The sequence below is a fragment of the Micromonospora sp. NPDC051924 genome, assembly GCF_055586005.1.
Genome location: NZ_JBVJJA010000027.1, coordinates 86,905 through 107,282, shown reverse-complemented (window position 1 = coordinate 107,282; position 20,378 = coordinate 86,905). Strand labels below are relative to the sequence as shown.

The 20,378-nt window shown below is 73.4% G+C and carries 22 protein-coding genes; 13 read left to right on the top strand and 9 right to left on the bottom strand.

The window, feature by feature from the left end:
* Window positions 1-114: 114 nt before the first annotated feature.
* Complete coding sequence (locus ACZ6S5_RS21700) at window positions 115-189, bottom strand: 50S ribosomal protein bL37 (RefSeq protein ID WP_369752275.1); 75 nt, start codon at window positions 187-189, stop codon at window positions 115-117.
* Between the two features lie 214 nt (window positions 190-403).
* On the opposite strand from ACZ6S5_RS21700, the gene ACZ6S5_RS21695 reads away from it, so the two are divergent.
* The gene (locus ACZ6S5_RS21695) at window positions 404-619 is read left to right on the top strand and encodes a biotin/lipoyl-binding carrier protein (protein ID WP_073834949.1); all 216 of its coding nucleotides are present in this window, start codon (window positions 404-406) and stop codon (window positions 617-619) included.
* The gene (locus ACZ6S5_RS21690) at window positions 616-1,128 is read left to right on the top strand and encodes a GNAT family N-acetyltransferase (protein ID WP_466003066.1); all 513 of its coding nucleotides are present in this window, start codon (window positions 616-618) and stop codon (window positions 1,126-1,128) included. The genes ACZ6S5_RS21695 and ACZ6S5_RS21690 overlap by 4 nt, the downstream gene beginning before the upstream one ends.
* Before the next feature lie 24 nt (window positions 1,129-1,152).
* On the opposite strand, the gene ACZ6S5_RS21685 is transcribed toward ACZ6S5_RS21690, so the two are convergent.
* The gene (locus tag ACZ6S5_RS21685; protein ID WP_466003064.1) at window positions 1,153-1,722 is read right to left on the bottom strand and encodes a TetR/AcrR family transcriptional regulator; all 570 of its coding nucleotides are present in this window, start codon (window positions 1,720-1,722) and stop codon (window positions 1,153-1,155) included.
* 114 nt (window positions 1,723-1,836) lie between these two features.
* Between ACZ6S5_RS21685 and ACZ6S5_RS21680 the strand changes: the two genes are divergently transcribed.
* Window positions 1,837-3,423 carry an MDR family MFS transporter gene (locus tag ACZ6S5_RS21680; RefSeq protein ID WP_466003062.1) on the top strand — a complete coding sequence of 529 codons (1,587 nt, stop codon included), beginning with the start codon at window positions 1,837-1,839 and terminating at the stop codon, window positions 3,421-3,423.
* 189 nt (window positions 3,424-3,612) lie between these two features.
* On the opposite strand, the gene ACZ6S5_RS21675 is transcribed toward ACZ6S5_RS21680, so the two are convergent.
* Window positions 3,613-5,433, bottom strand: coding sequence for a tetratricopeptide repeat protein (locus ACZ6S5_RS21675; RefSeq protein ID WP_466003060.1), 1,821 nt, complete (start codon window positions 5,431-5,433; stop codon window positions 3,613-3,615).
* Window positions 5,434-5,616: 183 nt separating this feature from the next.
* Here ACZ6S5_RS21675 and ACZ6S5_RS21670 point away from each other — a divergent pair, with 183 nt between their 5' ends.
* Both ACZ6S5_RS21670 and ACZ6S5_RS21665 read left to right on the top strand, forming a co-directional pair.
* Window positions 5,617-6,648, top strand: coding sequence for an SIS domain-containing protein (locus tag ACZ6S5_RS21670; protein WP_466003058.1), 1,032 nt, complete (start codon window positions 5,617-5,619; stop codon window positions 6,646-6,648).
* Between the two features lie 25 nt (window positions 6,649-6,673).
* Window positions 6,674-8,224 (top strand): sensor histidine kinase, encoded by a 1,551-nt coding sequence (locus ACZ6S5_RS21665; RefSeq protein ID WP_466003056.1) that lies wholly within the window; start codon window positions 6,674-6,676, stop codon window positions 8,222-8,224.
* A gap of 123 nt (window positions 8,225-8,347) precedes the next feature.
* Here ACZ6S5_RS21665 and ACZ6S5_RS21660 read toward each other — a convergent pair whose 3' ends face one another.
* Complete coding sequence (locus tag ACZ6S5_RS21660; protein WP_466003054.1) at window positions 8,348-9,976, bottom strand: glycosyltransferase family 39 protein; 1,629 nt, start codon at window positions 9,974-9,976, stop codon at window positions 8,348-8,350.
* Between the two features lie 486 nt (window positions 9,977-10,462).
* On the opposite strand from ACZ6S5_RS21660, the gene ACZ6S5_RS21655 reads away from it, so the two are divergent.
* The 4 genes from ACZ6S5_RS21655 to ACZ6S5_RS21640 are packed head-to-tail and all read left to right on the top strand — an operon-like array spanning window position 10,463 to window position 13,816.
* On the top strand, window positions 10,463-12,169 hold the full coding sequence (locus ACZ6S5_RS21655) for a nitrite/sulfite reductase (RefSeq protein WP_466003052.1): 1,707 nt from the start codon (window positions 10,463-10,465) through the stop codon (window positions 12,167-12,169).
* The gene (locus ACZ6S5_RS21650) at window positions 12,166-12,324 is read left to right on the top strand and encodes a hypothetical protein (RefSeq protein ID WP_466003050.1); all 159 of its coding nucleotides are present in this window, start codon (window positions 12,166-12,168) and stop codon (window positions 12,322-12,324) included. Before ACZ6S5_RS21655 ends, ACZ6S5_RS21650 begins: the two co-directional genes overlap by 4 nt.
* Entirely contained in the window at window positions 12,321-13,082 is a 762-nt protein-coding gene (locus ACZ6S5_RS21645) for a phosphoadenylyl-sulfate reductase (RefSeq protein WP_466003048.1), read from the top strand. The genes ACZ6S5_RS21650 and ACZ6S5_RS21645 overlap by 4 nt, the downstream gene beginning before the upstream one ends.
* Window positions 13,064-13,816: a sirohydrochlorin chelatase gene (locus ACZ6S5_RS21640; RefSeq protein ID WP_466003046.1), complete on the top strand. Its 753-nt coding sequence runs from the start codon at window positions 13,064-13,066 to the stop codon at window positions 13,814-13,816. The genes ACZ6S5_RS21645 and ACZ6S5_RS21640 overlap by 19 nt, the downstream gene beginning before the upstream one ends.
* A 121-nt stretch (window positions 13,817-13,937) precedes the next feature.
* Here ACZ6S5_RS21640 and ACZ6S5_RS21635 read toward each other — a convergent pair whose 3' ends face one another.
* Together ACZ6S5_RS21635 and ACZ6S5_RS21630 are read right to left on the bottom strand one after the other, a co-directional pair.
* Window positions 13,938-14,195, bottom strand: coding sequence for a WhiB family transcriptional regulator (locus tag ACZ6S5_RS21635; protein ID WP_466003044.1), 258 nt, complete (start codon window positions 14,193-14,195; stop codon window positions 13,938-13,940).
* A 448-nt stretch (window positions 14,196-14,643) separates the two neighbouring features.
* Window positions 14,644-15,594, bottom strand: coding sequence for a diacylglycerol/lipid kinase family protein (locus ACZ6S5_RS21630; protein WP_466003042.1), 951 nt, complete (start codon window positions 15,592-15,594; stop codon window positions 14,644-14,646).
* A 42-nt stretch (window positions 15,595-15,636) separates the two neighbouring features.
* Here ACZ6S5_RS21630 and ACZ6S5_RS21625 point away from each other — a divergent pair, with 42 nt between their 5' ends.
* Window positions 15,637-16,026, top strand: a complete 390-nt coding sequence (locus ACZ6S5_RS21625; RefSeq protein WP_466003040.1) for a hypothetical protein — start codon at window positions 15,637-15,639, stop codon at window positions 16,024-16,026.
* Between the two features lie 157 nt (window positions 16,027-16,183).
* On the opposite strand, the gene ACZ6S5_RS21620 is transcribed toward ACZ6S5_RS21625, so the two are convergent.
* The 3 genes from ACZ6S5_RS21620 to sodN form a co-directional block, all read right to left on the bottom strand.
* Window positions 16,184-16,591 (bottom strand): ATP-binding protein, encoded by a 408-nt coding sequence (locus ACZ6S5_RS21620; protein WP_466003038.1) that lies wholly within the window; start codon window positions 16,589-16,591, stop codon window positions 16,184-16,186.
* A gap of 32 nt (window positions 16,592-16,623) precedes the next feature.
* Entirely contained in the window at window positions 16,624-17,079 is a 456-nt protein-coding gene (locus ACZ6S5_RS21615) for a GNAT family N-acetyltransferase (protein WP_466003082.1), read from the bottom strand.
* A gap of 65 nt (window positions 17,080-17,144) precedes the next feature.
* The gene (gene sodN, locus ACZ6S5_RS21610) at window positions 17,145-17,549 is read right to left on the bottom strand and encodes a superoxide dismutase, Ni (RefSeq protein ID WP_412821295.1); all 405 of its coding nucleotides are present in this window, start codon (window positions 17,547-17,549) and stop codon (window positions 17,145-17,147) included.
* 85 nt (window positions 17,550-17,634) lie between these two features.
* Between sodN and ACZ6S5_RS21605 the strand changes: the two genes are divergently transcribed.
* The 3 genes from ACZ6S5_RS21605 (at window position 17,635) to ACZ6S5_RS21595 (ending at window position 20,351) form a co-directional block, all read left to right on the top strand.
* Entirely contained in the window at window positions 17,635-17,997 is a 363-nt protein-coding gene (locus ACZ6S5_RS21605) for a S24/S26 family peptidase (RefSeq protein WP_466003036.1), read from the top strand.
* A gap of 140 nt (window positions 17,998-18,137) precedes the next feature.
* Window positions 18,138-19,313, top strand: a complete 1,176-nt coding sequence (locus tag ACZ6S5_RS21600) for an NAD(P)-dependent malic enzyme (RefSeq protein WP_466003035.1) — start codon at window positions 18,138-18,140, stop codon at window positions 19,311-19,313.
* Window positions 19,314-19,388: 75 nt separating this feature from the next.
* A complete protein-coding gene (locus ACZ6S5_RS21595) occupies window positions 19,389-20,351 on the top strand; it encodes a zinc-binding dehydrogenase (RefSeq protein ID WP_466003034.1) in 963 nt (320 codons plus the stop codon).
* Window positions 20,352-20,378: the final 27 nt, after the last annotated feature.

Below are 20,378 nucleotides of genomic sequence, written 5' to 3'. Positions count from 1 at the left end.
CCCCCCCCCCCCCCCCCCCCCCCCCCCCCCCCCCCCCCCCCCCCCCCCCCCCCCCCCCCCCCCCCCCCCCCCCCCCCCCCCCCCCCCCCACCCCTGTTTCCAGCCCCTGAGCGATCAGGAGTTGGGGCGCTTGCCGTGGTTCGCGCTGCTCTTCTTGCGGGCCTTCTTCTTGCGGGCCTTCTTCGCCATGCTCTGCCTCCTTGTGCTGGTCACGGATCCGGCCGCGGCGGGCGCGGCGAGGTCGCGTACCGGTCCACCGGCGTTGCGGTGACCGACCCGCTGATGCTAGTGCCGGCCACGGCTGCCCGGGTCCGGCGGGGGCGGAAAGCCAGGGGTTCGAAGGTGACGCGGGCCATGATTGGATACCGTTCGCAGGCACACCGGTGGAGAGGGAGGGCCGAGGATGGCCGAGGAGATCCGCGCCGAGATGGTGGCGAACGTCTGGAAGGTCGTCGCGTCGGCCGGGGACACGGTGTCCGAAGGGGACACGCTGGTGATCCTGGAGTCGATGAAGATGGAGATCCCGGTGGTCGCCGAGTCCGACGGCGTCGTGCAGCAGATCGCGGTGAACGAGGGTGACGTCGTACAGGACGGCGACCTGATCGCGGTGATCGGTTGACCGGCCTGGTCGTCCGCCGGGCGGAACCGGCGGACCACCCCGCGGTGGCCCGGTTGACCGTGGCCGCGTACGAGGCGGACGGCCAGCTCAAGGGCGGGACCGGGTACGGCGCGGTGCTGGCCGACGTGGCCACCCGGGCGGAGACGGGTGAGGTGCTGGTCGCCGCAGACGAGGCGACCGGCGAGGTGCTGGGGGCGGTGACCTTCGTGCTGCCCGGCACCCCGTACGCGGAACTCTCCGGGCCGGGCGAGGCCGAGTTCCGGATGCTCGCGGTCGACCCGGCCGCGCAGGGTCGGGGTGCCGGCGCGGCCCTCGTCCGGGCCTGCGTGGCCCGGGCCACCGAGCTGGGTTGCTCGGCGGTGGTGATCTGCGTACGCAGCGGCATGGCCGTCGCCGCGCACCGGCTCTACGCGGGGCTCGGGTTCGTCCGGGCACCGGAGAAGGACTGGTCCCCGCTGGCTGGCGTGGAGCTGCTGGGTCTGCGGCTGGAGTTGCCGGCGCGCGGCTGACCCGCCGGCGCGGGGGTGGCCCGGTCAGCCCTCGTCGGCGATCTTCGCGAGCAGCTCGTCCGCCACGTCCAGGGCGATCTTCTTGCGCTCGTCCTCGGTGATGTGCGGGGCGCGGATCGCGAACCAGCTGCTGTGCACGGCGAACAGGGTCAGCGCGGCGCGAAGCTGGGCCTGCGGCGACTCGTCGCCCCGGCACAGCTCGTTGGCCAGCCGCATCATCCGGTCCCGCATCTGCATGCCGGCGCTGAGGCTCTTCAGCACGGTCTGGTTCTGCTCGAAGAAGCGCATCACCGAGGGCAGGTCGCCGCCGAACATGGTTTCGGCGTACCGGCTGATCAGCGTGCGCCGGGTGGCCAGGGTGGCGGGCTGGGTGCCGGCCCACTCGATCAGCTCGTCCATCCGGCGCAGCCGGTCCTCGACGAAGCTGTTGACGATCTCGTCCTTGCTCTTGAAGTGGTAGTAGAGGGCGGCCTTGGTCACCCCGAGCCGCTCGGCGATCTCCCGAAGCGAGGTCTTCTCGTACCCCTGCTCGGTGAAGAGCTCCAGCGCGACGGCCTGGATCCGCTGCCGCGTGCCGCCTGTGCTCTCCCTCACCGTTACCACCTATCTCGCTTGACGGGTTTCTGCTGTCCAACTTACCGTGCGGCTAGTAAGGTAACTAGCCGGGCGGCAAGTAAGTCGGTCACAGATCTTCGGGGGAGCTTACCCATGAGTCAACCAGCCCAGGTGGCAGTGCGACCCAACGTCCGGGTCGTCCTGTTCGGCCTGATGATCGCGATGATGCTCGCGATGCTCGACAACATGATCGTCAGCACCGCGCTGCCGCGGATCGTCGGCGAGTTCGGCGGCGTCGACCACTTCACCTGGGTCGTCACCGCGTACGTCCTGGGCACCACCGTCTCCACCCCGATCTGGGGCAAGCTGGGCGACCTCTACGGACGCAAGGCCGTCTTCCTCACCTCGGTGGTCATCTTCCTGATCGGCTCCGCGCTCTGCGGCATGTCCGGCTCCACCATGTTGGGCGGGGTCGAGGACGGCATGATCGAGCTGATCGCGTTCCGGGCCGTCCAGGGTCTCGGCGCCGGCGGCCTGATGGTCGGCGTCATGGCGATCATCGGTGACCTGGTGCCGCCCCGCGAGCGAGGTCGCTACCAGGGCATGATCGCCGGCATCATGGCCATTGCCATGGTGGCCGGACCGCTGGTCGGCGGCTTCATCACCGACCACCTCTCCTGGCGCTGGGCGTTCTACGTCAACCTGCCGCTGGGCGGTCTGGCCCTGCTGGTCCTCGCCACCACCATGCACCTGCCGAAGTACCGCACCGAACACAAGATCGACTGGCTGGGTGCCGGGCTGCTCTCGGTCGGCATCACCGCGATCGTGCTGATCACCACCTGGGGTGGCAACGAGTACGACTGGGTCTCGCCGCAGATCCTCGGCCTCGCCGCGCTCGCCGTGGTGGCGCTGGCGATGTTCGGCTTCGTCGAGCGCCGGGCCCCCGAGCCGATCCTGCCGCTGGGGCTGTTCGCCAACCGCAACTTCGCGCTGATCTCGGTGATCGGCTTCCTGCTCGGCTTCGCCATGTTCGGCGCGATGAACTTCCTGCCGATGTTCCAGCAGACCGTGCAGGGCGCCTCGGCCACCAACAGCGGCCTGCTGCTCCTGCCGCTGATGTTCGGCATGCTGGTGGTCTCGCTGGCGGTCGGCCGGGCGATCACGAAGACCGGCCGCTACCGGGCCTTCCCGATCATCGGCGGCGTGGTGATGACCGTCGGCATTGGGCTGCTGACCCGGCTCGACGTCAACACCAGCAAGGTCGAGTCCTCGCTCTACATGATCGTGCTCGGCGTCGGCATGGGCTTCCTCATGCAGACCTCGATGCTGATCGCGCAGAACAGCGTCGAGCAGAAGGACCTGGGCGCGGCGAGCGGCGCGGCCACCTTCTTCCGGTCCATCGGAGGCTCGTTCGGCATCTCGCTCTTCGGCGCGATCTTCGCCAACCGGCTCGCCGCCTCGGCCGCCGGCGGCGCGTTCAGCGGCGGCTCGGGCGAGGGCCGCGGCCTGGACCTGGAGAAGCTCAAGCAGCTCACTGGGCCGATGCGGGAGGTCGTCCTCGGCGCGCTGGCCGACGGCATCTCCCACGTCTTCGTCTGGGCGGTGCTCTTCACCGTCGCGGTGCCGGTGCTCGCCTGGTTCATCAAGGAGGTCCCGCTCCGGACGGCCAACCAGCCCCCGGCCGCGGCCACTCCGGAAGACGAGGCGGAGGCCGCCCTCGGCAAGGCCCCCGTCGCCTGACCCACCCTCCGTGCGCGGCCACGCCACCCCACCCCGGGGTACGGCGTGGCCGCGCCGTCTTCTGCCCCGCTCTTGAACGCCGTCAAGATCCGCACAGTTTCGGGGAAGTCGTGGCATCCCGGGCGCACTGAGACCACTGCCTCGGGATGTTGTTGGCGTACCGCGCTGACGCGGGGAAGGCCGGGGCGGTCAGGGGTGGAGGAGGGAGCGGAGGCGGTGCCAGAGGCGGCGCCAGGGGCTGGCCGGCGCGTCGGCGATGGGGCCGGCGATCAGGATGTGGGCCAGGGCGCGGGTCTGCGGGTCGAGGTCCGGGGTGGCCAGCGACAGGTAGGCCAGCGAGGTGGCGATCGGCACCGGGCGCTCGCGCGCCACGGCCGCCACGTCGGCCAGCCGCTCGGCCACCACCCCGGCCACGTCGGGGCGTACGGCGGGGTCGACCCAGGCCGCGGTGACCAGGGCGAAGAGGGCGGCCTCGGTGATCCAGTCCTCCACGCCCCAGACCAGCTCCAGCAGCACCCGGCGGCGGGTGGACCCGGCCCACGGCTCGTCGGTGCGGTGGTGCAGCAGGCCCAGGCAGGCCCAGACCTGCACGCAGCGCACCCAGAGCGACGGGTCCTGGCCGGACAGCACCCGGCCCAGCGCGGTGGTCGGTGCCTCGGGTGGGTGCACCAGCAGGCCGAGCAGGTCGGCCAGCTCCAGGGTGGCCAGTCCCACCGCGGCGTCGTACGCGGCCGGCGGGTGCGGCCAGGCCGGATGGGCGAGCTGCCGGATCCGATCCGCCGCCGCGGTGGACGGCGTCGGCAGGGTGGGCGCGGCGGTGGTGCCCTCGTAGCGCCAGAGCTGGCAGGTGGTGGCCCGTCGGGGTTCCCGGGGGTCCGGGTCGGCCACCGCCGCCACCTCGACGTCCAGTCCGGGGGCGGCCGCCGCCGCGGTCCGCATGGCGCTCGGTGGTTCCAGGGCGTCCAGGCGTACGGCGAGTGGGGCGCGACCCTCCCCGCCGAGGGCCGCGCGCAGCGCGTCCAGCACCGGCCCGCCGGCCGGCGTCACCTGGCCGAGCCAGGGGCGGCCACGGCAGCACTCGGCCAGGTCGCCGTGCTCGTGGCTGTCGTCCGGGTGGTCCCGGACGAAGTCGGCCAGCGCCACCAGGTGCGCGACGTCCCCGTCGCGCTGGAAGCGCAGCCGCTGCGCGGTGTGCACCGCGCAGTCGAAGGTCGGGTCCTTGGCCAGGGCCCGGTCGATCCAGTCCAGCGCCTCGTCGAGCCGGCCGTTGTCGGCCAGGGTGCCGGCGATGTCGGCGTAGACGGCCAGGTCGTCGGGGTCGAGCGCGACGGCCCGGCCGAGCGCGGCGAGGGCGTCCCGGGTCCGGCCGGCGCTGCGGTACGCGTACCCGAGCCAGACCTCGCCGAGCTTGGTGGGCTGTGCGCGTACCCCCCGGGCGGCCCAGGTGACGGCGAGGGCGACCTCGCCGAGCCGGCGGGCCAGCGCGGACGCCGCGCCGAGCAGCAGCGGGTGCCCGCGGTGCACGGTGACCGCGTTGCGCGCGAGGGCGAGGTACGGCCGGAGCGGGTCGCGCAGCCGGCGGGGGACCGGGTCGGGTACCGCCGCGCAGATCTGCATGAGGATCCGTGCGGCGCGTTCGGGGTCGAGCCGTTCGGGCAGCTCGGGGGCGGTCACCCAGGGCACCCCGGCCCAGTCCGCGCCGGGTGCGTAGCCGCTGGCCGCGGCGAGCAGGTCGAGCCCCTCGGCGGGGCGGCCGGCGGCGGCGAGCAGGTGGGCGCGGGCCACCACCGCGCCCACGTACGCGTGGTGGCCGAGCGGGAAGAGGTCCAGGTCCCCGCCGCTGGCCGCGTTCACCCGGGCCAGCGTCTCGTGCACCTCAGGCAGCGTCGGGGCCTGGACCAGGGCGGCGGCGACGTGGCCGGCGGCGTGCGCCAGTTCCCCGTCGGCCAGCGCGAGCCGAGCGAGCGCGAGCTCCTCCTCGGCGGAGAGCGCGGGGTCGTCCTCGGGCACGTCGTTGTCTCCGGGTGGTGGTTGGCCGGCCGGGCAAGCCTAGGGGATCACGAACCGCGATGGTGATCAACTGCGCACTACTGTTCGTTCCATTGCCCGCTACGGCTCAACGGTGCAAGACTGAGCACGGAACGCGCGGGAATCGCGCAGGAGGGGGTCTCAGTGACGCGTCCAGGGGTCGGCATGGCTGCCGACATCGACGAGCAGCCGGCCGGTTACGAGCGGTTGCTCTCCGCCGAGCACGCCGGGGCCATCGCCCGGGTCGCGGCGGTGATCGCGGAGCGTCGGCCCCGCCACGTGGTGTTCACCGCCCGGGGCACCTCCGACCACGCGGCGCTCTACGCGGCGTACCTGACCGAGATCCGGCTCGGCCTGCCCGCCGGCCTCGCCTCGCCGAGCGCCGTCACCGTCTTCGGCGCCCGGCCCGACCTCTCCGAAGCCCTCGTCGTCGGGGTCAGCCAGAGCGGCGGCTCGCCCGACCTGGCCGAGGTGCTGCGAGTGGCCCGCGAGTCCGGCGCGCTCACCCTCGCCGTCACCAACAACCCCGACTCGCCGCTGGTCGCCACCGCCGAGCTGAGCGTGGACATCGCCGCCGGGCACGAGCGGGCGGTCGCCGCGACCAAGACGTACACCGCCGAGCTGCTCGCGCTGCTGATGCTCGTCGAGGGGGTGCGCGCCGGCGACGGCGTGCTCCCCGCCGAGGAGCGGGCCGCCCTCGCCCGCCTGCCCGAGCTGGCCGAACGCACTCTGTCCGACGACACCCCGGCCCGGCTCGCGCCGCGCTACCGGTTCGCCGCCCAGCTCGTCACCACCGGCCGGGGGTACGCGTACCCGACCGCCCGGGAGGCGGCGCTGAAGCTGATGGAGACCTCGTACCTGCCGGCGCTCGCCTTCTCCGGGGCCGACCTGCTGCACGGCCCGCTCGCCATGACCGACCCGGACGTGCCGGTGCTGGCCGTGGTCGGCTCCGGCCCGGGCGGGCAGTCGATGCGCGAGGTGCTGCCCCGGCTCGGCGAGCGCCGCGCCGACGTGCTGGTGGTCGGCTCCGCCGACGTCGAGGCGACCGCGAGGATGGCCGTCCCCGAGGTCGACGAGCGGTACGCCCCGCTGCTGGACATCCTCCCGCTGCAGCGGCTCGCCCTCGCCCTGGCCCTGGCCCGGGGTGAGGACCCGGACGCCCCGCGCGGGTTGAAGAAGGTCACGGCGACGATGTGAGGGCCGGCGTGGCACCCTGGTCAGCGTGTCCACCCTCCGTGACCTCGCCGAGGAGCACACCCAGCTCCGCCCGGCCGACATCGACCACCTGCACCGGATCGCCGGCGACTGGCAGTTGCTGTCCGACCTGTCCTTCGCCGATCTGCTGCTCTGGGTGCCGGTGGACGGGGACGGCACCTTCCTCTGCGTGGCCCAGGTCCGCCCGACGACCGCGCCGACCGCGTACCTCGACGACCAGGTCGGTCGCATCGTCGGCGGGCCGGAGGTGGCACACCTCGAGGTCGCCCACCGGCAGGGCCGGATCTGGCGCGAGGGCGACCCGGTCTGGTACGGCGACGTGCCCGCCCGGCACGAGGCGATCCCGGTCCGGCTGCGTACCAGCGAGGGGGAGGCCGGCGAGGTCATCGCGGTGGTCGGCCGGGACACCAACCTCTCCACCGCGCGGACGCCCAGCCAGCTCGAACTCAACTACCTGACCACCGCCGACGACCTGGCCCAGATGATCGCCGACGGGACCTTCCCGCCGCCCCGGCACCCGGGCGAGACCACCTCCGCGCCCCGGGTCGGGGACGGCCTGGTCCGGCTCGACGCCAACGGCAAGGTCACCTACGCCAGCCCGAACGCGCAGTCCGCGTACCGCCGGTTGGGCTACGCCTCCCACCTGGTGGGGGAGGACCTGGCCAAGCTGCACCGCCGGCTGGCCGGCGACCCCCTGGAGGGCACCGACGCGGGCAACGCCGTGCTGGCTGCGCTGCGCGGCGAGGCCCCGCCCCGCCGGGAGATCGACGCCCGCGGCGCCACCATGCTCACCCGGGCGCTGCCGCTGATGCCCGCCGGTGTGCCGATCGGCGCCCTGGTCCTGGTCCGCGACATCACCGAGGTACGCCGCCGCGACCGCGCCCTGATCACCAAGGACGCCACCATCCGGGAGATCCACCACCGGGTGAAGAACAACCTGCAGACCGTCGCCGCGTTGCTCCGCCTCCAGGCCCGCCGGGTGGCCATGCCCGAGGCCCGGGTCGCCCTGGAGGAGTCGGTACGCCGGGTCGCCTCGATCGCGCTGGTCCACGAGACGCTCTCCATGTCCAGCGACGAGGCGGTCGAGTTCGACGGCATCGTCGACCGGGTGGCCAGCGCGGCCACCGAGGTCGCCGCCACCGAGGTGTCCGTCGGCATGCGCCGGCAGGGCAGCTTCGGCGTACTGCCCGCCGAGATCGCCACCTCGCTCGTGATGATCCTCAACGAGCTGCTGCTCAACGCCGTCGAGCACGGCTTCCCGCCGGCCGGCGAGGAGGGCCCGGCCCGGCCGGCGGAGGCGACGGAACCCGAGGTGGTGGTCTCCGCGCACCGGTTGCGCAAGCAGCTGCACGTCACCGTCGCCGACAACGGGCGTGGCCTGCCCGAGCAGTTCGACGCCGAGCGGGGCGGCAACCTCGGCCTGCAGATCGTCCGGGCCCTGGTCACCGGGGAGCTGCGCGGCACCATCGAGCTGCGCAACGGCGCCGCCGGCGGCACCGAAGCCGTCCTCGTCGTCCCCCTCGCCCGCACCCCCACCACCGACCGCCTCACCCCCTGACGTCCGCCACGGTGGTTGCTTGGCGCGACTTCCCGGAAGTTGGGGTGTCGGCGGCCCGTGGAGGCACCAACTTCCCGGAGGTGGTGCGGATCTTGCCGGGGCGGCGCGGGCGCGGGGGTGGCGTCAGCGGCGGGTGAGGAGGGCGACCGTCAGGCCGGGTCGGGGCCAGACCTGGCGGGTGGTGAAGGAGTCGCGCAGGGCGGCCCCCTTGGCGCCGGGGACGGCCGACAGGGGGTCGGCGTGTCGGCCGGAGACCACCAGCCACAGCCGCGGCGCACCGGTCAGGCAGTCCGCCGGCCGCTCGCACTCGCCGGCCCAGAGGTCCGCGCGCTGCCGCTGGTCGCGGACCAGCAGCACGTCGCGGGGCCGGCGCGCCCCCAGGTGGTACGCCATTCCCAGGTCGAGGAAGAGCCAGCTCTGCCGGGGCGAGTAGACGATCCCGTCGCCCGGCTGCTCGTGCTCGGCGATCACTTGGGCCGCGCCCGCGTAGTCGACCGGAGCGGTGCGTGGCCACTCGTGGGTGCGGCGCAGCGCGGCCTGGTCGGGCAGGCCCAGCAGGCCGGCCAGGGTCACCACGGCCAGCGCCGGCACCAGGCGTACGCCGGCCAGCGCGACCCCGGCCAGCAGGCAGGCGAACGGGATCGTGAAGAACAGGTAGCGGTTCACCCAGAGCGGCACCCTCGTTCCGGCCGCGAAGAGCAGCAGCGCGGGGAGGAGGACCGCGGCCCCCGGCAGCAACGCCCGCCGGCCGAGCCGGCCCGCCCCCAGCGCGGCGAGGCCGACCAGCAGCCCGCCGACCACCCCGCTCTGCGCCACCCCGCCGGGCAGCGCCGCCAGGTCGGCCAGGTGGGCGAGATCCACCCAGTTGAGCTGCCGGGACCGTTGCCCCCGAGCCAGCAGCACCAGCGGCGCGACCAGCAGCACGACGGGCAGCATCGCCACCAGCCACCGCCAGAGCAGGCCCCGGTGGGCGCGCCCGTCGTCCGCCGCCTGGCCCCCCAACGGCCCGCCGCCGGCCACCGGTTCGCGGCTGGCCGCTGGTTCGCGTGTGGCCGCCGGCCCGCTGGCTGCTGGTTCGCGTGTGGCCGCCGGCTCGCTGGCCGGTGGGGTGCCGGGGCACGCGGGGCCGGCGAGGCCGGTGGCCGGCGGGCCGCGCCAGGACGTCAGCAGCACCACGATCCCGTGCGCGACGAGCAGGGTCACGGCGATCAGGTGGGTCAGCCCGAGGGCGGCGGCGACGACCGCGTACCCGGTCCAGCGTCGCCACGTCGGCCGGCGCAGCGCCTCGACCAGCAGCACGGTGGCGAGCGCGGCGAGCAGGGTGGCGAGCGCGTACGGGCGGGCCTCCTGGCCGTACCGGGAGGTGCCGGGGAGGACGGCGAAGAGCAGGCCGGCGAGCAGCCCGACCCGGGCGCCGGCCAGCCGCTCGCCGAGCCGGGCGGTGAGCCCGGCGGCCGCGGCCATGGCCAGCGCGGAGGGCAGCCGCAGCGCGGTCGGGGAGGTGCCGAAGAGCGCGGTCCAGCCGTGCATGAAGAGGTAGTACGGCCCGGTCGCGGCGTCGATGGTGCCGGCCAGCCGGACCAGGTCCCGGACCGGTCGGGTGGCGGCGCTCCAGGTGGCCAGTTCGTCCCGCCAGAGCTGGGCGTGCCCGATGCCGGCGAGCGTGACCACCAGCGTGAGCAGCGCCGGCGTCAGCCGGACCAGCCACGTCCGGCCGCCGCCGGCAGGTCCGGAATCCGACGCTTCGCTCACGTTTCGCAGCGTCACACAGCGGCCCCGTCCGACGGGCCGGTCCGGCGATTCCCGGCCCGTCGGCCCCCTCGGGTTGCCGCAAGTCGTTCTGTCGAGGCCCGTCGAGGCCCCGGGTTGCCGCAACCTCGTGCGCTCGTGGCGTCGATGCCGCGGGTGGCCGCAGGCCGAGCCGATCACGGTCGATGCCGTGCCGGGTCGCCCGTGATGTGGGATCACATCCGCGCTCGTTGGCCGGGGCGCCCGTGGTGTGGGAGCATGTCAGCCATGACCGCCGCTGTCGTCCGCCGCTTCGTGGCCCGCCGCCACGTCGATTACGGCCGCGTGCGCAGCGCGATCTGTCCGGCCCACTGACGACGCCCGACCCATCTGTCTCGGGCGCGCTCCCGCGCCGGCCGTCACCGACATCGCCGTCCACGGCCCTTGTTGCATCAGGGCCGGCCGTCGCGTCCGCGCTCCCAGGCACAGCAGACAACGGAGGACGCCGCGATGGCGGTCAGCAGCACCCCCACCCGCTCCGAGGCTCCGCCCGCTACGCGGGCCCCCCGCCGGCCCCGCGGTGAGGGCCAGTGGGCGCTCGGCCACCGTGAGCCGCTCAACGCCAACGAGCGGATCAAGAAGGACGACGACCCGCTGAACGTCCGGGCCCGGATCGAGAACATCTACGCGCACCGGGGCTTCGCCTCGATCGACCCGCAGGACCTGCGCGGCCGGTTCCGCTGGTGGGGCCTCTACACCCAGCGCAAGGCGGGCATCGACGGCGGGCGTACCGCCGTGCTGGAGCCGCACGAGCTGGAGGACGAATTCTTCATGCTCCGGGTCCGGGTGGACGGCGGCCAGCTCAACCTGGCCCAGCTCCGCGTGATCGCCGGCATCTCCCGCGAGTTCGCCCGGGACACCGCCGACATCACCGACCGGCAGAACATCCAGTTCCACTGGATCCGGGTCGAGGACATGCCGGAGATCTGGCGCCGGCTGGAGGAGGTCGGCCTCCAGACCACTGAGGCGTGCGGCGACTGCCCGCGCATCGTGCTGGGGAGCCCGGTCGCCGGAGTGGCCCGGGACGAGGTGCTCGACCCGACGCCGGCGATCGACGAGATCGTCCGCCGGTACGTCGGTGACAAGCAGTTCTCCAACCTGCCCCGCAAGTTCAAGTCCTCGATCTCCTGGCTGGTCGACACCCCGTACGAGGCGAACGACATCGCGTTCCTCGGCGTCGAGCACCCGGAGCACGGCCCCGGCTTCGACCTCTGGGTCGGCGGCGGCCTCTCCACCAATCCGATGCTGGCCAAGCGGCTCGGGGTCTGGGTGCCGCTGGCCGAGGTACCGGACGTCTGGGCGGGCGTGGTCGGCATCTTCCGGGACTACGGATACCGCCGGCTGCGCAACCGGGCCCGGTTGAAGTTCCTGGTCGCGGACTGGGGCGTGGAGAAGTTCCGCGAGGTGTTGGAAAAGGAGTACCTGGGCCGGACTCTGCTCGACGGCCCGGCCGCCGACCTGCCGGCCAAGCCGATCGACCACATCGGCGTGCACCCGCAGCGGGACGGTCGCCACTACGTCGGGGCCGCCCCGGTGGTGGGCCGGATCTCCGGTCCGCAGCTGGCCCGGCTCGCCGACGTGGTCGAGGCGCACGGCAGCGACCGGGTGCGGCTCACCCCGTACCAGAAGCTGCTGGTGCTGGACGTGGCGCCGGACCGGACCGACTCGCTGGTGGCGGAGCTGCGCGCGATCGGCCTGGAGGCCCGGCCGTCGGCCTGGCGGCGCGGCACCATGGCCTGCACCGGCATCGAGTTCTGCAAGCTGGCCATCGTCGAGACCAAGCGGCGGGGCGAGGAGCTGGTGGCCCGGCTGGAGGAGCGGCTGCGCGACTTCGACGCCGACATCTCCATCCACCTCAACGGCTGCCCGAACGCCTGCGCCCGCACGCAGGTCGCCGACATCGGCCTCAAGGGCCAGCTGGTGGTGGGGCCGGACGGCCGCCAGGTGGAGGGCTTCCAGGTGCACCTCGGCGGCGGCCTCGGCATGGCGCAGGGGCAGACCGCCGGGTTCGGTCGCAAGCTGCGCGGCCTGAAGACCACCGCCGAGGAGCTTCCGGAGTACGTGGAACGACTGGCCCGCCGCTACCTGGCCGGCCGGAGCGAGGGCGAGGCCTTCGCCAACTGGGTGATCAGGGTCGACGAGGAGGAACTGCGATGAGCGAGAGCCGATCCGTACCTCTGTACTGCCCGTACTGCGGGGAGGAGGACCTGCGGCCGAGCGAGGCCGGGCACGGCGTATGGGAGTGCCACGCGTGCGCCCGGGCGTTCAGCGTGAAGTTCACCGGTCTGCTCAGCAAGGGGGTGGCCCGGTGAACCTGACATCCGCCACGAACCTCGGCCTGGTCGGGCCGGGCGGCCCGACCCCGGCCGACCCGGCCCGGCGTGACCCGGAGGAGCTGCGCGCGCTGGCCGAGGAGGCCGGCCGGGAGCTGGAGGGCGCCCCGGCGCTGGAGATCGCCGGGTGGGCCGCCGAGACCTTCGGCGACCGGTTCTGCGTGACCAGCTCGATGGCCGACGGGGTGGTGGCGCACCTGGTCTCCCGGGTCGCGCCCGGCGTCGACGTGGTCTTCCTGGACACCGGGCTGCACTTCCCGGAGACGCTCAAGGTCCGCGACGAGGTGGCCCGGCGGCTGCCGGTGAACGTGCGCTCGATCCGGCCCCGGATGACCGTCGGCCAGCAGGACGGCCAGTACGGGCCCCGCCTGTTCAACCGTTCCCCGGACGAGTGCTGCCAGCTGCGCAAGGTGGAACCGCTGGAGCGGGCGCTGACCGGGTACGACGCCTGGGCCGCCGGGCTGCGCCGGGACGAGTCGCCCACCCGGGCCAACACCCCGGTGGTCGCCTTCGACGCCCGGCGCGGCAAGGTCAAGGTGAACCCGATCGCCGCCTGGACCCAGCGGGACGTGGACGCCTACATCGCCCGCTACGACATCCCGGTCAACGAGCTGTTCAGCCGCGGCTACGGCTCGATCGGCTGCTGGCCCTGCACCCGCCGTACGAAGGCGGGAGAGGACCCGCGGGCGGGCCGGTGGGCCATGTTCGAGAAGACCGAGTGCGGCCTGCACACCTGACCGCGCCACCCGTGGTGCTGGTCGCCCACGGCAGTCGTGACCCACGGGCGGCCGAGGCGACCCGGGCGCTGGCCCGGGCCGTGGCGGCCGCCCGTCCGGGCGCCCCGGTGCTGCCGAGCTGGCTGGACCACACCGAGCCGGGGCCGGCCGCCGCGCTGGGGGAACTCGCCGCCGCCGGCCACCCCCGGGCGGTGCTGGTGCCGCTGCTGCTGACCGCCGCGTACCACCGGAAGGTCGACATCCCCGCCGCCGTGGCCGCCGCGGGCGCGGCGATCGACGTGCGGGTCACCGGGGTGCTGGGGCCTGCCGACGGGTCGGTGGACGCGGGCCTGCTGGCCGGGCTGCGCCGCCGGCTGACCGAGGCGCATCCCGGGGGGTACGACGCGGTGGTGCTGGCCGCCGCCGGCACCCGGGACGCCCGGGCGCGGTGCTCGGTGGGTCGGGTCGCGGCGGCCCTGGGCAGCGCGCTGGGCGTCCGCTGCCGCGTGTCGTACGCCTCGGCGGCGCCGCCGGCGGCCGGGGTGGCGGTGGCGAAGCTGCGGGCGGGCGGGGCGGTCCGGGTCGCGGTGGCCGCCTACTTCCTCGCGCCGGGCCTGTTCCACGACGGCGTGGTGGCGGGGGCGCGGGAGGCCGGCGCGGTGGCGGTCGCCGACCCGCTCACCGATCTGCCGGAGCTCGCCGACCTGGTGCTCCGGCGGGTGGATGCCACCACCGCCGGCTGGGCGTCGCTGTGACGGGCGTCGCCGCCCTCCCGATGATCAAGAAGGGCGGCGACGGGGTACCCGGACGTCATGGTTCCGGACAGCAGAACGCCCCGACGGGTGGACCCGGTCGGGGCGTGTAGCTGTGGTGCGATCAGGCGGAGTGAGCGCGCAGCACCCGGAGACCGCCGCGGCGCTTCACCGCGCGGCGCTCCTCCTCGCTCATCCCGCCCCAGACGCCGGCGTCCTGACCGGACTCCAGCGCCCACTGCAGGCACTGGTCGGTCACCGAGCAGCGCCGGCAGACGGCCTTGGCCTGCTCCACCTGCAGGAGGGCCGGACCGGACGTCCCGATCGGGAAGAACAGCTCCGGGTCCTCGTCGCGGCAGACGGCATCGTGGCGCCAGTCCATGGCGGCAACACTCCTCATTCTTTGTGGGTGGCCAGATAACGCTTCGTTGCTATTCCTATATGCGTCCGCATTGCCGATCAGTGACGGTCAGCATCCGTCAATTCGGCGCTGCGTGAGCAGGCTGCGGGGCCCCGGGACCTGCTGGAACAGCTCAACCTGCCGAGCATATCCAGGCAATGTCCCGGTAACACAAGTTCGCTTGTGAATACTTTCACGAACTACGCCGATGTCAAGGGTGGCGCTCGGAAAAACTCCGAACAGTGAGCGGGCTCACCACCCATTTGTCCGGGTTTCAGAGCGCTCTGGTTACCCGGCGTACCACAGTCGAGAATCAATATAGTAGAGTCCGCGTGACATTGCTGACATTTCCGGCACCTTCCCTTCGGTGTGGCGTGCCCCCGCAGGAGTGCGGTGGGTCACCGCGTCAACCGACGGCAGTACCCGAGACCTAGCAGATTACTCTCAGTGCGGCCGGAACGGACGTGAATCTAACTTTCTCCCGCTCGCCCAGGTAGTCCCCGTCGAGCTGGAACGCCTGCGGACGGGCCGCGAGCAGGGTGAACTCGGCCACGTCGTGCAGCCGCAGCACCTGCTTGCCGTGCGGATCCGGGGTACGGGAGAAGAACTGGGTGACCGTGCGTGCCGTGCTCGCCACCTTGAGCTGCCGCATCGCCAGCACGTCCAGCCCGAGATCGAACGACGCCTCCGGGTTGGGATTGATCTCCCGCTCGCCCAGGTACGTCCACGGCGCGGTGTTCTGGATGATGACCGTGGCCAGCTCCGCCTCGGCGGGCTCACCCGGCCGTTCCAGCATGATGGCGGGGTGCCGCCGGTCCGAGCCGACGAAGTACTGGGCCGCCGTGGAGCGGAAGTAGAGCGCCGGCGTGGACACCCGGCCGCGCTTGCGGGCCTGCTCCACCCGCCGGATCACCGCCGCGTCGATGCCGAACCCGGCGCAGAAGGTGAAGTAGCGGTCGTCCGCCCGGCCCAGGCCGATGGTCCGCGACCGGCCCAGCCGCAGCCCTTCCAGGATCATGCTGGTGCCGTCCGGCCACTCCCGGGGCAGACCGAGCGCGCGGGCGAAGACGTTGGTCGAGCCGCCGGGCACGGTGGCCAGCGCCGGTAACCGTTCCGCCGGGGTGTCCCCGGTGCGGAAGGTCGGCGGCTCGGCCGCCATCAGGCCGTTCACCACCTCGTTGACCGTGCCGTCGCCGCCCAGCGAGACCACCAGGTCGACGCCCTCCTCGGCGGCCTCCCGGGCCAGGTCCATGGCGTGGCCCCGCCGGCGGGTGTACCGCACCGACAGGTCGACTTCGCTGCGCAGCGCCCGGACCAGGACGTCCCGGCTGCGCTCGCTGGTGGTGGTGGCCTTCGGATTGACCACCAGGACGGCCCGCATGGGCGGCACTGTACCGTGCCTACCCACGGGTATCGTGACGCCGTGACGATCGACTCCGACCCGCTGCCCGCCACGCTCCACTGGGCGGTGCGCCTGCTGCGTGCCGAGGCGGTGGCGCTCGGCCTGGTCGCGGTGTGGCTGATCTGGTCCGACCTGACCGCCTCCACCCACGATCTGGTTTCGGCGCTGCTGGTGACGGCGTTCGCGGTCGCCGGGGCGGCGGCGCTCTGGGCCCTCGGTGGCACGCTGGCCCGGCGGCGGGCCGGCGGGCGCGCTCCGGCCATTGTGCTTCAGCTCATGCTGCTGCCGGTCGGCTGGTACATGCTCCAGGGCGGGCTGGGCTGGCTGGGCCTGCCGCTGATGACGCTCGGCCTCGGCGTGGTCGGCCTCCTGGTCAGCGCACCCACCAACCGCGCCCTCGGCTTCCGCTGATCCTCCGTCGGCCCGACCGGCCACGGGCAACCGGCTTGATCGACTCGGTATGCCGCAAGTCGCGCCTCCCCGGGCCGGCGGTGCGCCGGTCTGCCGCAACCCGCTGCCCGAGCCTGCGACACGCCCGGCCGGGCCGGCGTCACCGGCCGGCGGCGGATCAGTAGCCGGAGGCGCGGCGGGTGAGCAGCGAGATGGTGGCGCGGCCGTCGGCGGCCCGCGCCGAAGCCGCGGTGGTGAGCGCGGTGAGCACCTTCCAGGCGAAGGACGACTCGGCGGGGAGCGTCGCGCCCCGGACGGTCGGCACGGTCACCTCGACCGTCAGCGCGTCGTCGGTCACCGTGAACCGGCACTCCAGCTCGGCGTTGCGGGTGGCGATGGCGAGCAGCATCGCGCAGGCCTCGTCGACCGCGATGCGCAGGTCCTCGATCTCGTCGAGGGCGAACTGGAGCCGGGCCGCGAGGCCGGCCGTGGCGGTGCGGAGCACGCCGAGGTAGCCGCCGTCGGCGGGCACGGTGAGGTGCACGACGTCGTCGTCGATCGTCGGCCGGCCGGTCAGTTGAGTCACGCCTCATCCCCCCGGTGCGGGACTCTACCCGGTCAGGCGGTCGGTTGGGTGGGCGCGCCCGTCGCCTGCGCGGCGAGGTCGTGCAGCGCCGCCCCGGTGAGCCGGTACGGCACCCACTCGTCCATCGGGGTGGCGCCGATCGCGGCGTAGAAGCGGGCCGCCGGGTTCCAGTTGAGCATCCACCAGTCCAGCCGCCGGTAGCCACGCTCGACGCAGGTCGCGGCGAGGGTGGCGAGCAGTCGGCGACCCGCACCGGTGCCCCGGGCGGCCGGTCGGACGTACAGGTCCTCCAGGTAGATGCCGTGCGCGCCCTCCCAGGTGGAGAAGTTGAGGAACCAGAGGGCGAAGCCGAGCGGCTGGTCCGTCGCGTCCACGGCGACGTGCCCGAAGAGCGCCGGCTCGGGGCCGAAGAGCGCGGCGGTCAGCTGCTCCTCGGTGAGGTGGCACTGCTCGGGGGCCTTCTCGTACTCGGCGAGTTCGTGCACCATCGCGACGACGGCCGGCACGTCCGCGGGACGCGCCGGCCGGATCGTCGGTGCCGGGTCGGTCAGGCTCACGCCTGCTTGGTCTCCCAGAAGATCTTCGAGATCTCGTCGATCTTCGAGAGCAGCTCGTCGGCCTTGGCCGGGTCGGTCGCGCCCTTGGCGCCGGCCGCGCCGGCCAGCTTGGTGGCCTCGTTGAAGAGCTGGTGCAGGTGCGGGTACTTCTCGAAGTGAGCCGGCTTGAAGTAGTCGGTCCAGAGCACCCAGAGGTGGTGCTTGACCAGCTCGGCGCGCTGCTCCTTGATCAGGATCGCCCGGGTGCGGAACTCCGGGTCGGTGTTCGACTGGTACTTCTCGCAGATCATTTTGACCGACTCGGCCTCGATCCGGGCCTGCGCCGGGTCGTACACGCCGCACGGAAGGTCGCAGTGGGCGCTGACGGTCACACGCGGCGTGAGGATGCGGGGAAGGCGCATCAGGGTCCTCCATGGGATGTTTGCGATGATCGGAGACGACATTACTCCTGGACATGCTCCCCGGCGGGCGAGAGGTGAAACCCCGGTGCGTGCCGTGAACGGACCCGCCGCGCCGGTGCTGCGCGGCCCGCTGGCGGCCGTGCTGGTCACCGGCCCGTCCATGGTCCCGACGCTGCGGCACGGCGACGCGGTGCTGGTGCGTACCGGCGGGCGGGCGGTGCGCCCGGGGGATGTGGTGGTCGCCGTCTTCCGCAGCCGTCCCGACCTGCTCGTGGTCAAGCGCGCGGTCCGTCCGCAGGACGGCGGCTGGTGGGTACGCGGCGACAACGACCTGGTCACCGACGACTCCCGGGCGTACGGGGTGGCCGACGTCCGGGGTCGGGTGGTGGTCCGGTACTGGCCGCGTCCAGGTCGCGTCAAAGGTGGAACGCGGCACGGGCGGATATGACCCCGCTCACATCCCAGCGCCGAGCGCGTGACTATGCTCGGAAAGTGCCCGGGTGACCCCCCGCACCGCCGCCCCGCTGGCCGCAGACCATCGCGCGCCGAGCCGGCCGGTCCGTCTGCTCGACAGATCCTGGAGTCACCATGTCTTCGTCCACCCCGGACCTCGCTGATCCCGTCTTCCGGCTGCACCTCGGGGGCAAGATGGCGGTCGCCTCGACCGTCCCGCTCACCAGCCGGGAGGACCTCTCCCTCGCGTACACCCCGGGGGTTGCCCGGGTATGCGAGGCGATCGCCGCCGACCCCGACCTCGCCGACGACTACACCTGGGTGTCGCACACCGTCGCCGTGGTCACCGACGGCTCCGCCGTACTCGGCCTGGGCAACATCGGCCCGCGCGCGGCGCTGCCGGTGATGGAGGGCAAGGCGGTGCTGTTCAAGCAGTTCGCGGGCGTGGACGCCGTACCTGTCTGCCTGGACACCCAGGACGTGGACGAGATCGTCGCGACGGTGAAGGCGCTCGCTCCGTCGTTCGGCGGGATCAACCTGGAGGACATCAGCGCGCCGCGCTGCTTCGAGGTGGAGCGGCGACTGGACGAGGCGCTGTCCATCCCGGTCTTCCACGACGACCAGCACGGCACCGCGATCGTGGTGCTGGCCGCGCTGCGCAACGCGGCGACCCTGCTCAACCGCAAGCTCGGCGACCTGCGGGTGGCGGTCAGCGGGGCCGGCGCGGCCGGCGTCGCGGTGACGAAGATGCTGGTCGCAGGCGGGGTGAACCCCGACCAGGTGGTGGTCTGCGACTCGAAGGGCATCATCGGCCGGCACCGCGAGCTGACCGGGACCAAGGCCGAGCTGGCCGCGACCACCAACGCCGAGGGCCGGCAGGGCGACATCACCGAGGCGCTGCGCGACGCGGACGTGCTGGTCGGCGTCTCCGGCGGGCAGATCCCCGAGGCGGCGGTGGCCGGGATGGCCCCCGGCGGGATCGTCTTCGCGCTGGCCAACCCCACCCCCGAGGTGCATCCCGAGGTGGCCGCCCGGCACGTCGCGGTGGTCGCCACCGGCCGCAGCGACTACCCGAACCAGATCAACAACGTGCTCGCCTTCCCCGGCGTGTTCCGGGGCGCGCTGGACGCCCGGGCCACCCGCATCACCGACGGAATGAAGGTGGCCGCCGCCGACGCCATCGCCAACGTGGTCGCCGAGTCGCTGACCGCCGAGGCGATCGTGCCCTCCCCGCTGGACCCGCGGGTCGCCCCGGCGGTGGCGGAGGCGGTCGCCGAGGCCGCCCGCCGCGACGGGGTCGCCCGTCGCTGAATCGGGGGAAGGGGCCCTTCTTATTGGGGTTTGCACAAGAAGGGCCCCTTCTTAACGGACGCTCAGCTTGTTACGGTGCCGATCATGCGTGCCGCCTATGCCTCGGCCTTCGACGCCGACAACCCGCTCGCCGCGCTCACCGTCGGCGACCGCCCCGAGCCGGCCCACCCGCAGGACGACTGGGTCACCGTGCAGGTACGGGCCAGCTCGCTCAACCACCACGACCTCTGGTCGCTGCGCGGGGTGGGCCTCGCCGCCGACCAGCTCCCGATGATCCTCGGCTGTGACGCGGTCGGCACCGATCCGGACGGCAACGAGGTGGTCATCTACCCGGTGGTGCCGACCCCGGGCGACCCGCGCGGGGTCTCCATTCTCTCCGAGCACTTCCCGGGCACCTTCGCCGAGCGGGTGGCCGTACCCCGGATGAACCTGCTGCCGCTGCCGGACGGCCTGTCGCCCGCCGACGCGGCCTGCCTGCCCACGGCCTGGCTCACCGCGTGGCGGATGCTCACCACCAAGGGCCGGGTGGACGAGGGCGAGTCGGTGCTGGTCCAGGGCGCCGGTGGGGGCGTGGCCACCGCGGCCGTCGCGCTCGGCGTCGCGCTCGGCAAGCGGGTGTACGCGACCAGCCGCGACGCCGCCAAGCGGGAGCGGATCAGCGAGCTGGGGGCGACCGCGCTGGAACCCGGCGCCCGGCTGCCCGAGCGGGTCGACGTGGTGATCGAGACGGTCGGCGCGGCGACCTTCGACCACTCGCTGAAGTCGGCCGCCCCGATGGCCCGGATCGTGGTCTCCGGCGCCACCGCCGGGTACGAACCCAAGGTCAACCTGCGCCGGGTCTTCGCCATGCAGCTGGAGATCCTGGGCACCTCGATGGGCACCCCGGACGAGCTCACCCAGCTGCTCGCGTTCTGCGCCGAGCACGAGGTGCGCCCGGTGGTGGACAGCGTGGTGCCGTTCAGCCGGATCGAGGAGGCGTTCGCCCGCCTCGCCTCCGGCGACGTCTTCGGCAAGGTCGTCATCGACCACACCGCCTGACCCTCTCACCGCTGGCGCTCGGCCCGG

Coding starts and splice junctions, on each gene's coding strand:
- ACZ6S5_RS21695 (WP_073834949.1), top strand. CDS start 404: ATGGCCGAGGAGATCCGCGCCGAGATGGTGGCGAACGTCTGGAAGGTC.
- ACZ6S5_RS21680 (WP_466003062.1), top strand. CDS start 1,837: ATGAGTCAACCAGCCCAGGTGGCAGTGCGACCCAACGTCCGGGTCGTC.
- ACZ6S5_RS21670 (WP_466003058.1), top strand. CDS start 5,617: ATGGCTGCCGACATCGACGAGCAGCCGGCCGGTTACGAGCGGTTGCTC.
- ACZ6S5_RS21655 (WP_466003052.1), top strand. CDS start 10,463: ATGGCGGTCAGCAGCACCCCCACCCGCTCCGAGGCTCCGCCCGCTACG.
- ACZ6S5_RS21650 (WP_466003050.1), top strand. CDS start 12,166: ATGAGCGAGAGCCGATCCGTACCTCTGTACTGCCCGTACTGCGGGGAG.
- ACZ6S5_RS21635 (WP_466003044.1), bottom strand. CDS start 14,195: ATGGACTGGCGCCACGATGCCGTCTGCCGCGACGAGGACCCGGAGCTG.
- ACZ6S5_RS21630 (WP_466003042.1), bottom strand. CDS start 15,594: ATGCGGGCCGTCCTGGTGGTCAATCCGAAGGCCACCACCACCAGCGAG.
- ACZ6S5_RS21615 (WP_466003082.1), bottom strand. CDS start 17,079: ATGGTGCACGAACTCGCCGAGTACGAGAAGGCCCCCGAGCAGTGCCAC.
- sodN (WP_412821295.1), bottom strand. CDS start 17,549: ATGCGCCTTCCCCGCATCCTCACGCCGCGTGTGACCGTCAGCGCCCAC.
- ACZ6S5_RS21600 (WP_466003035.1), top strand. CDS start 18,138: ATGTCTTCGTCCACCCCGGACCTCGCTGATCCCGTCTTCCGGCTGCAC.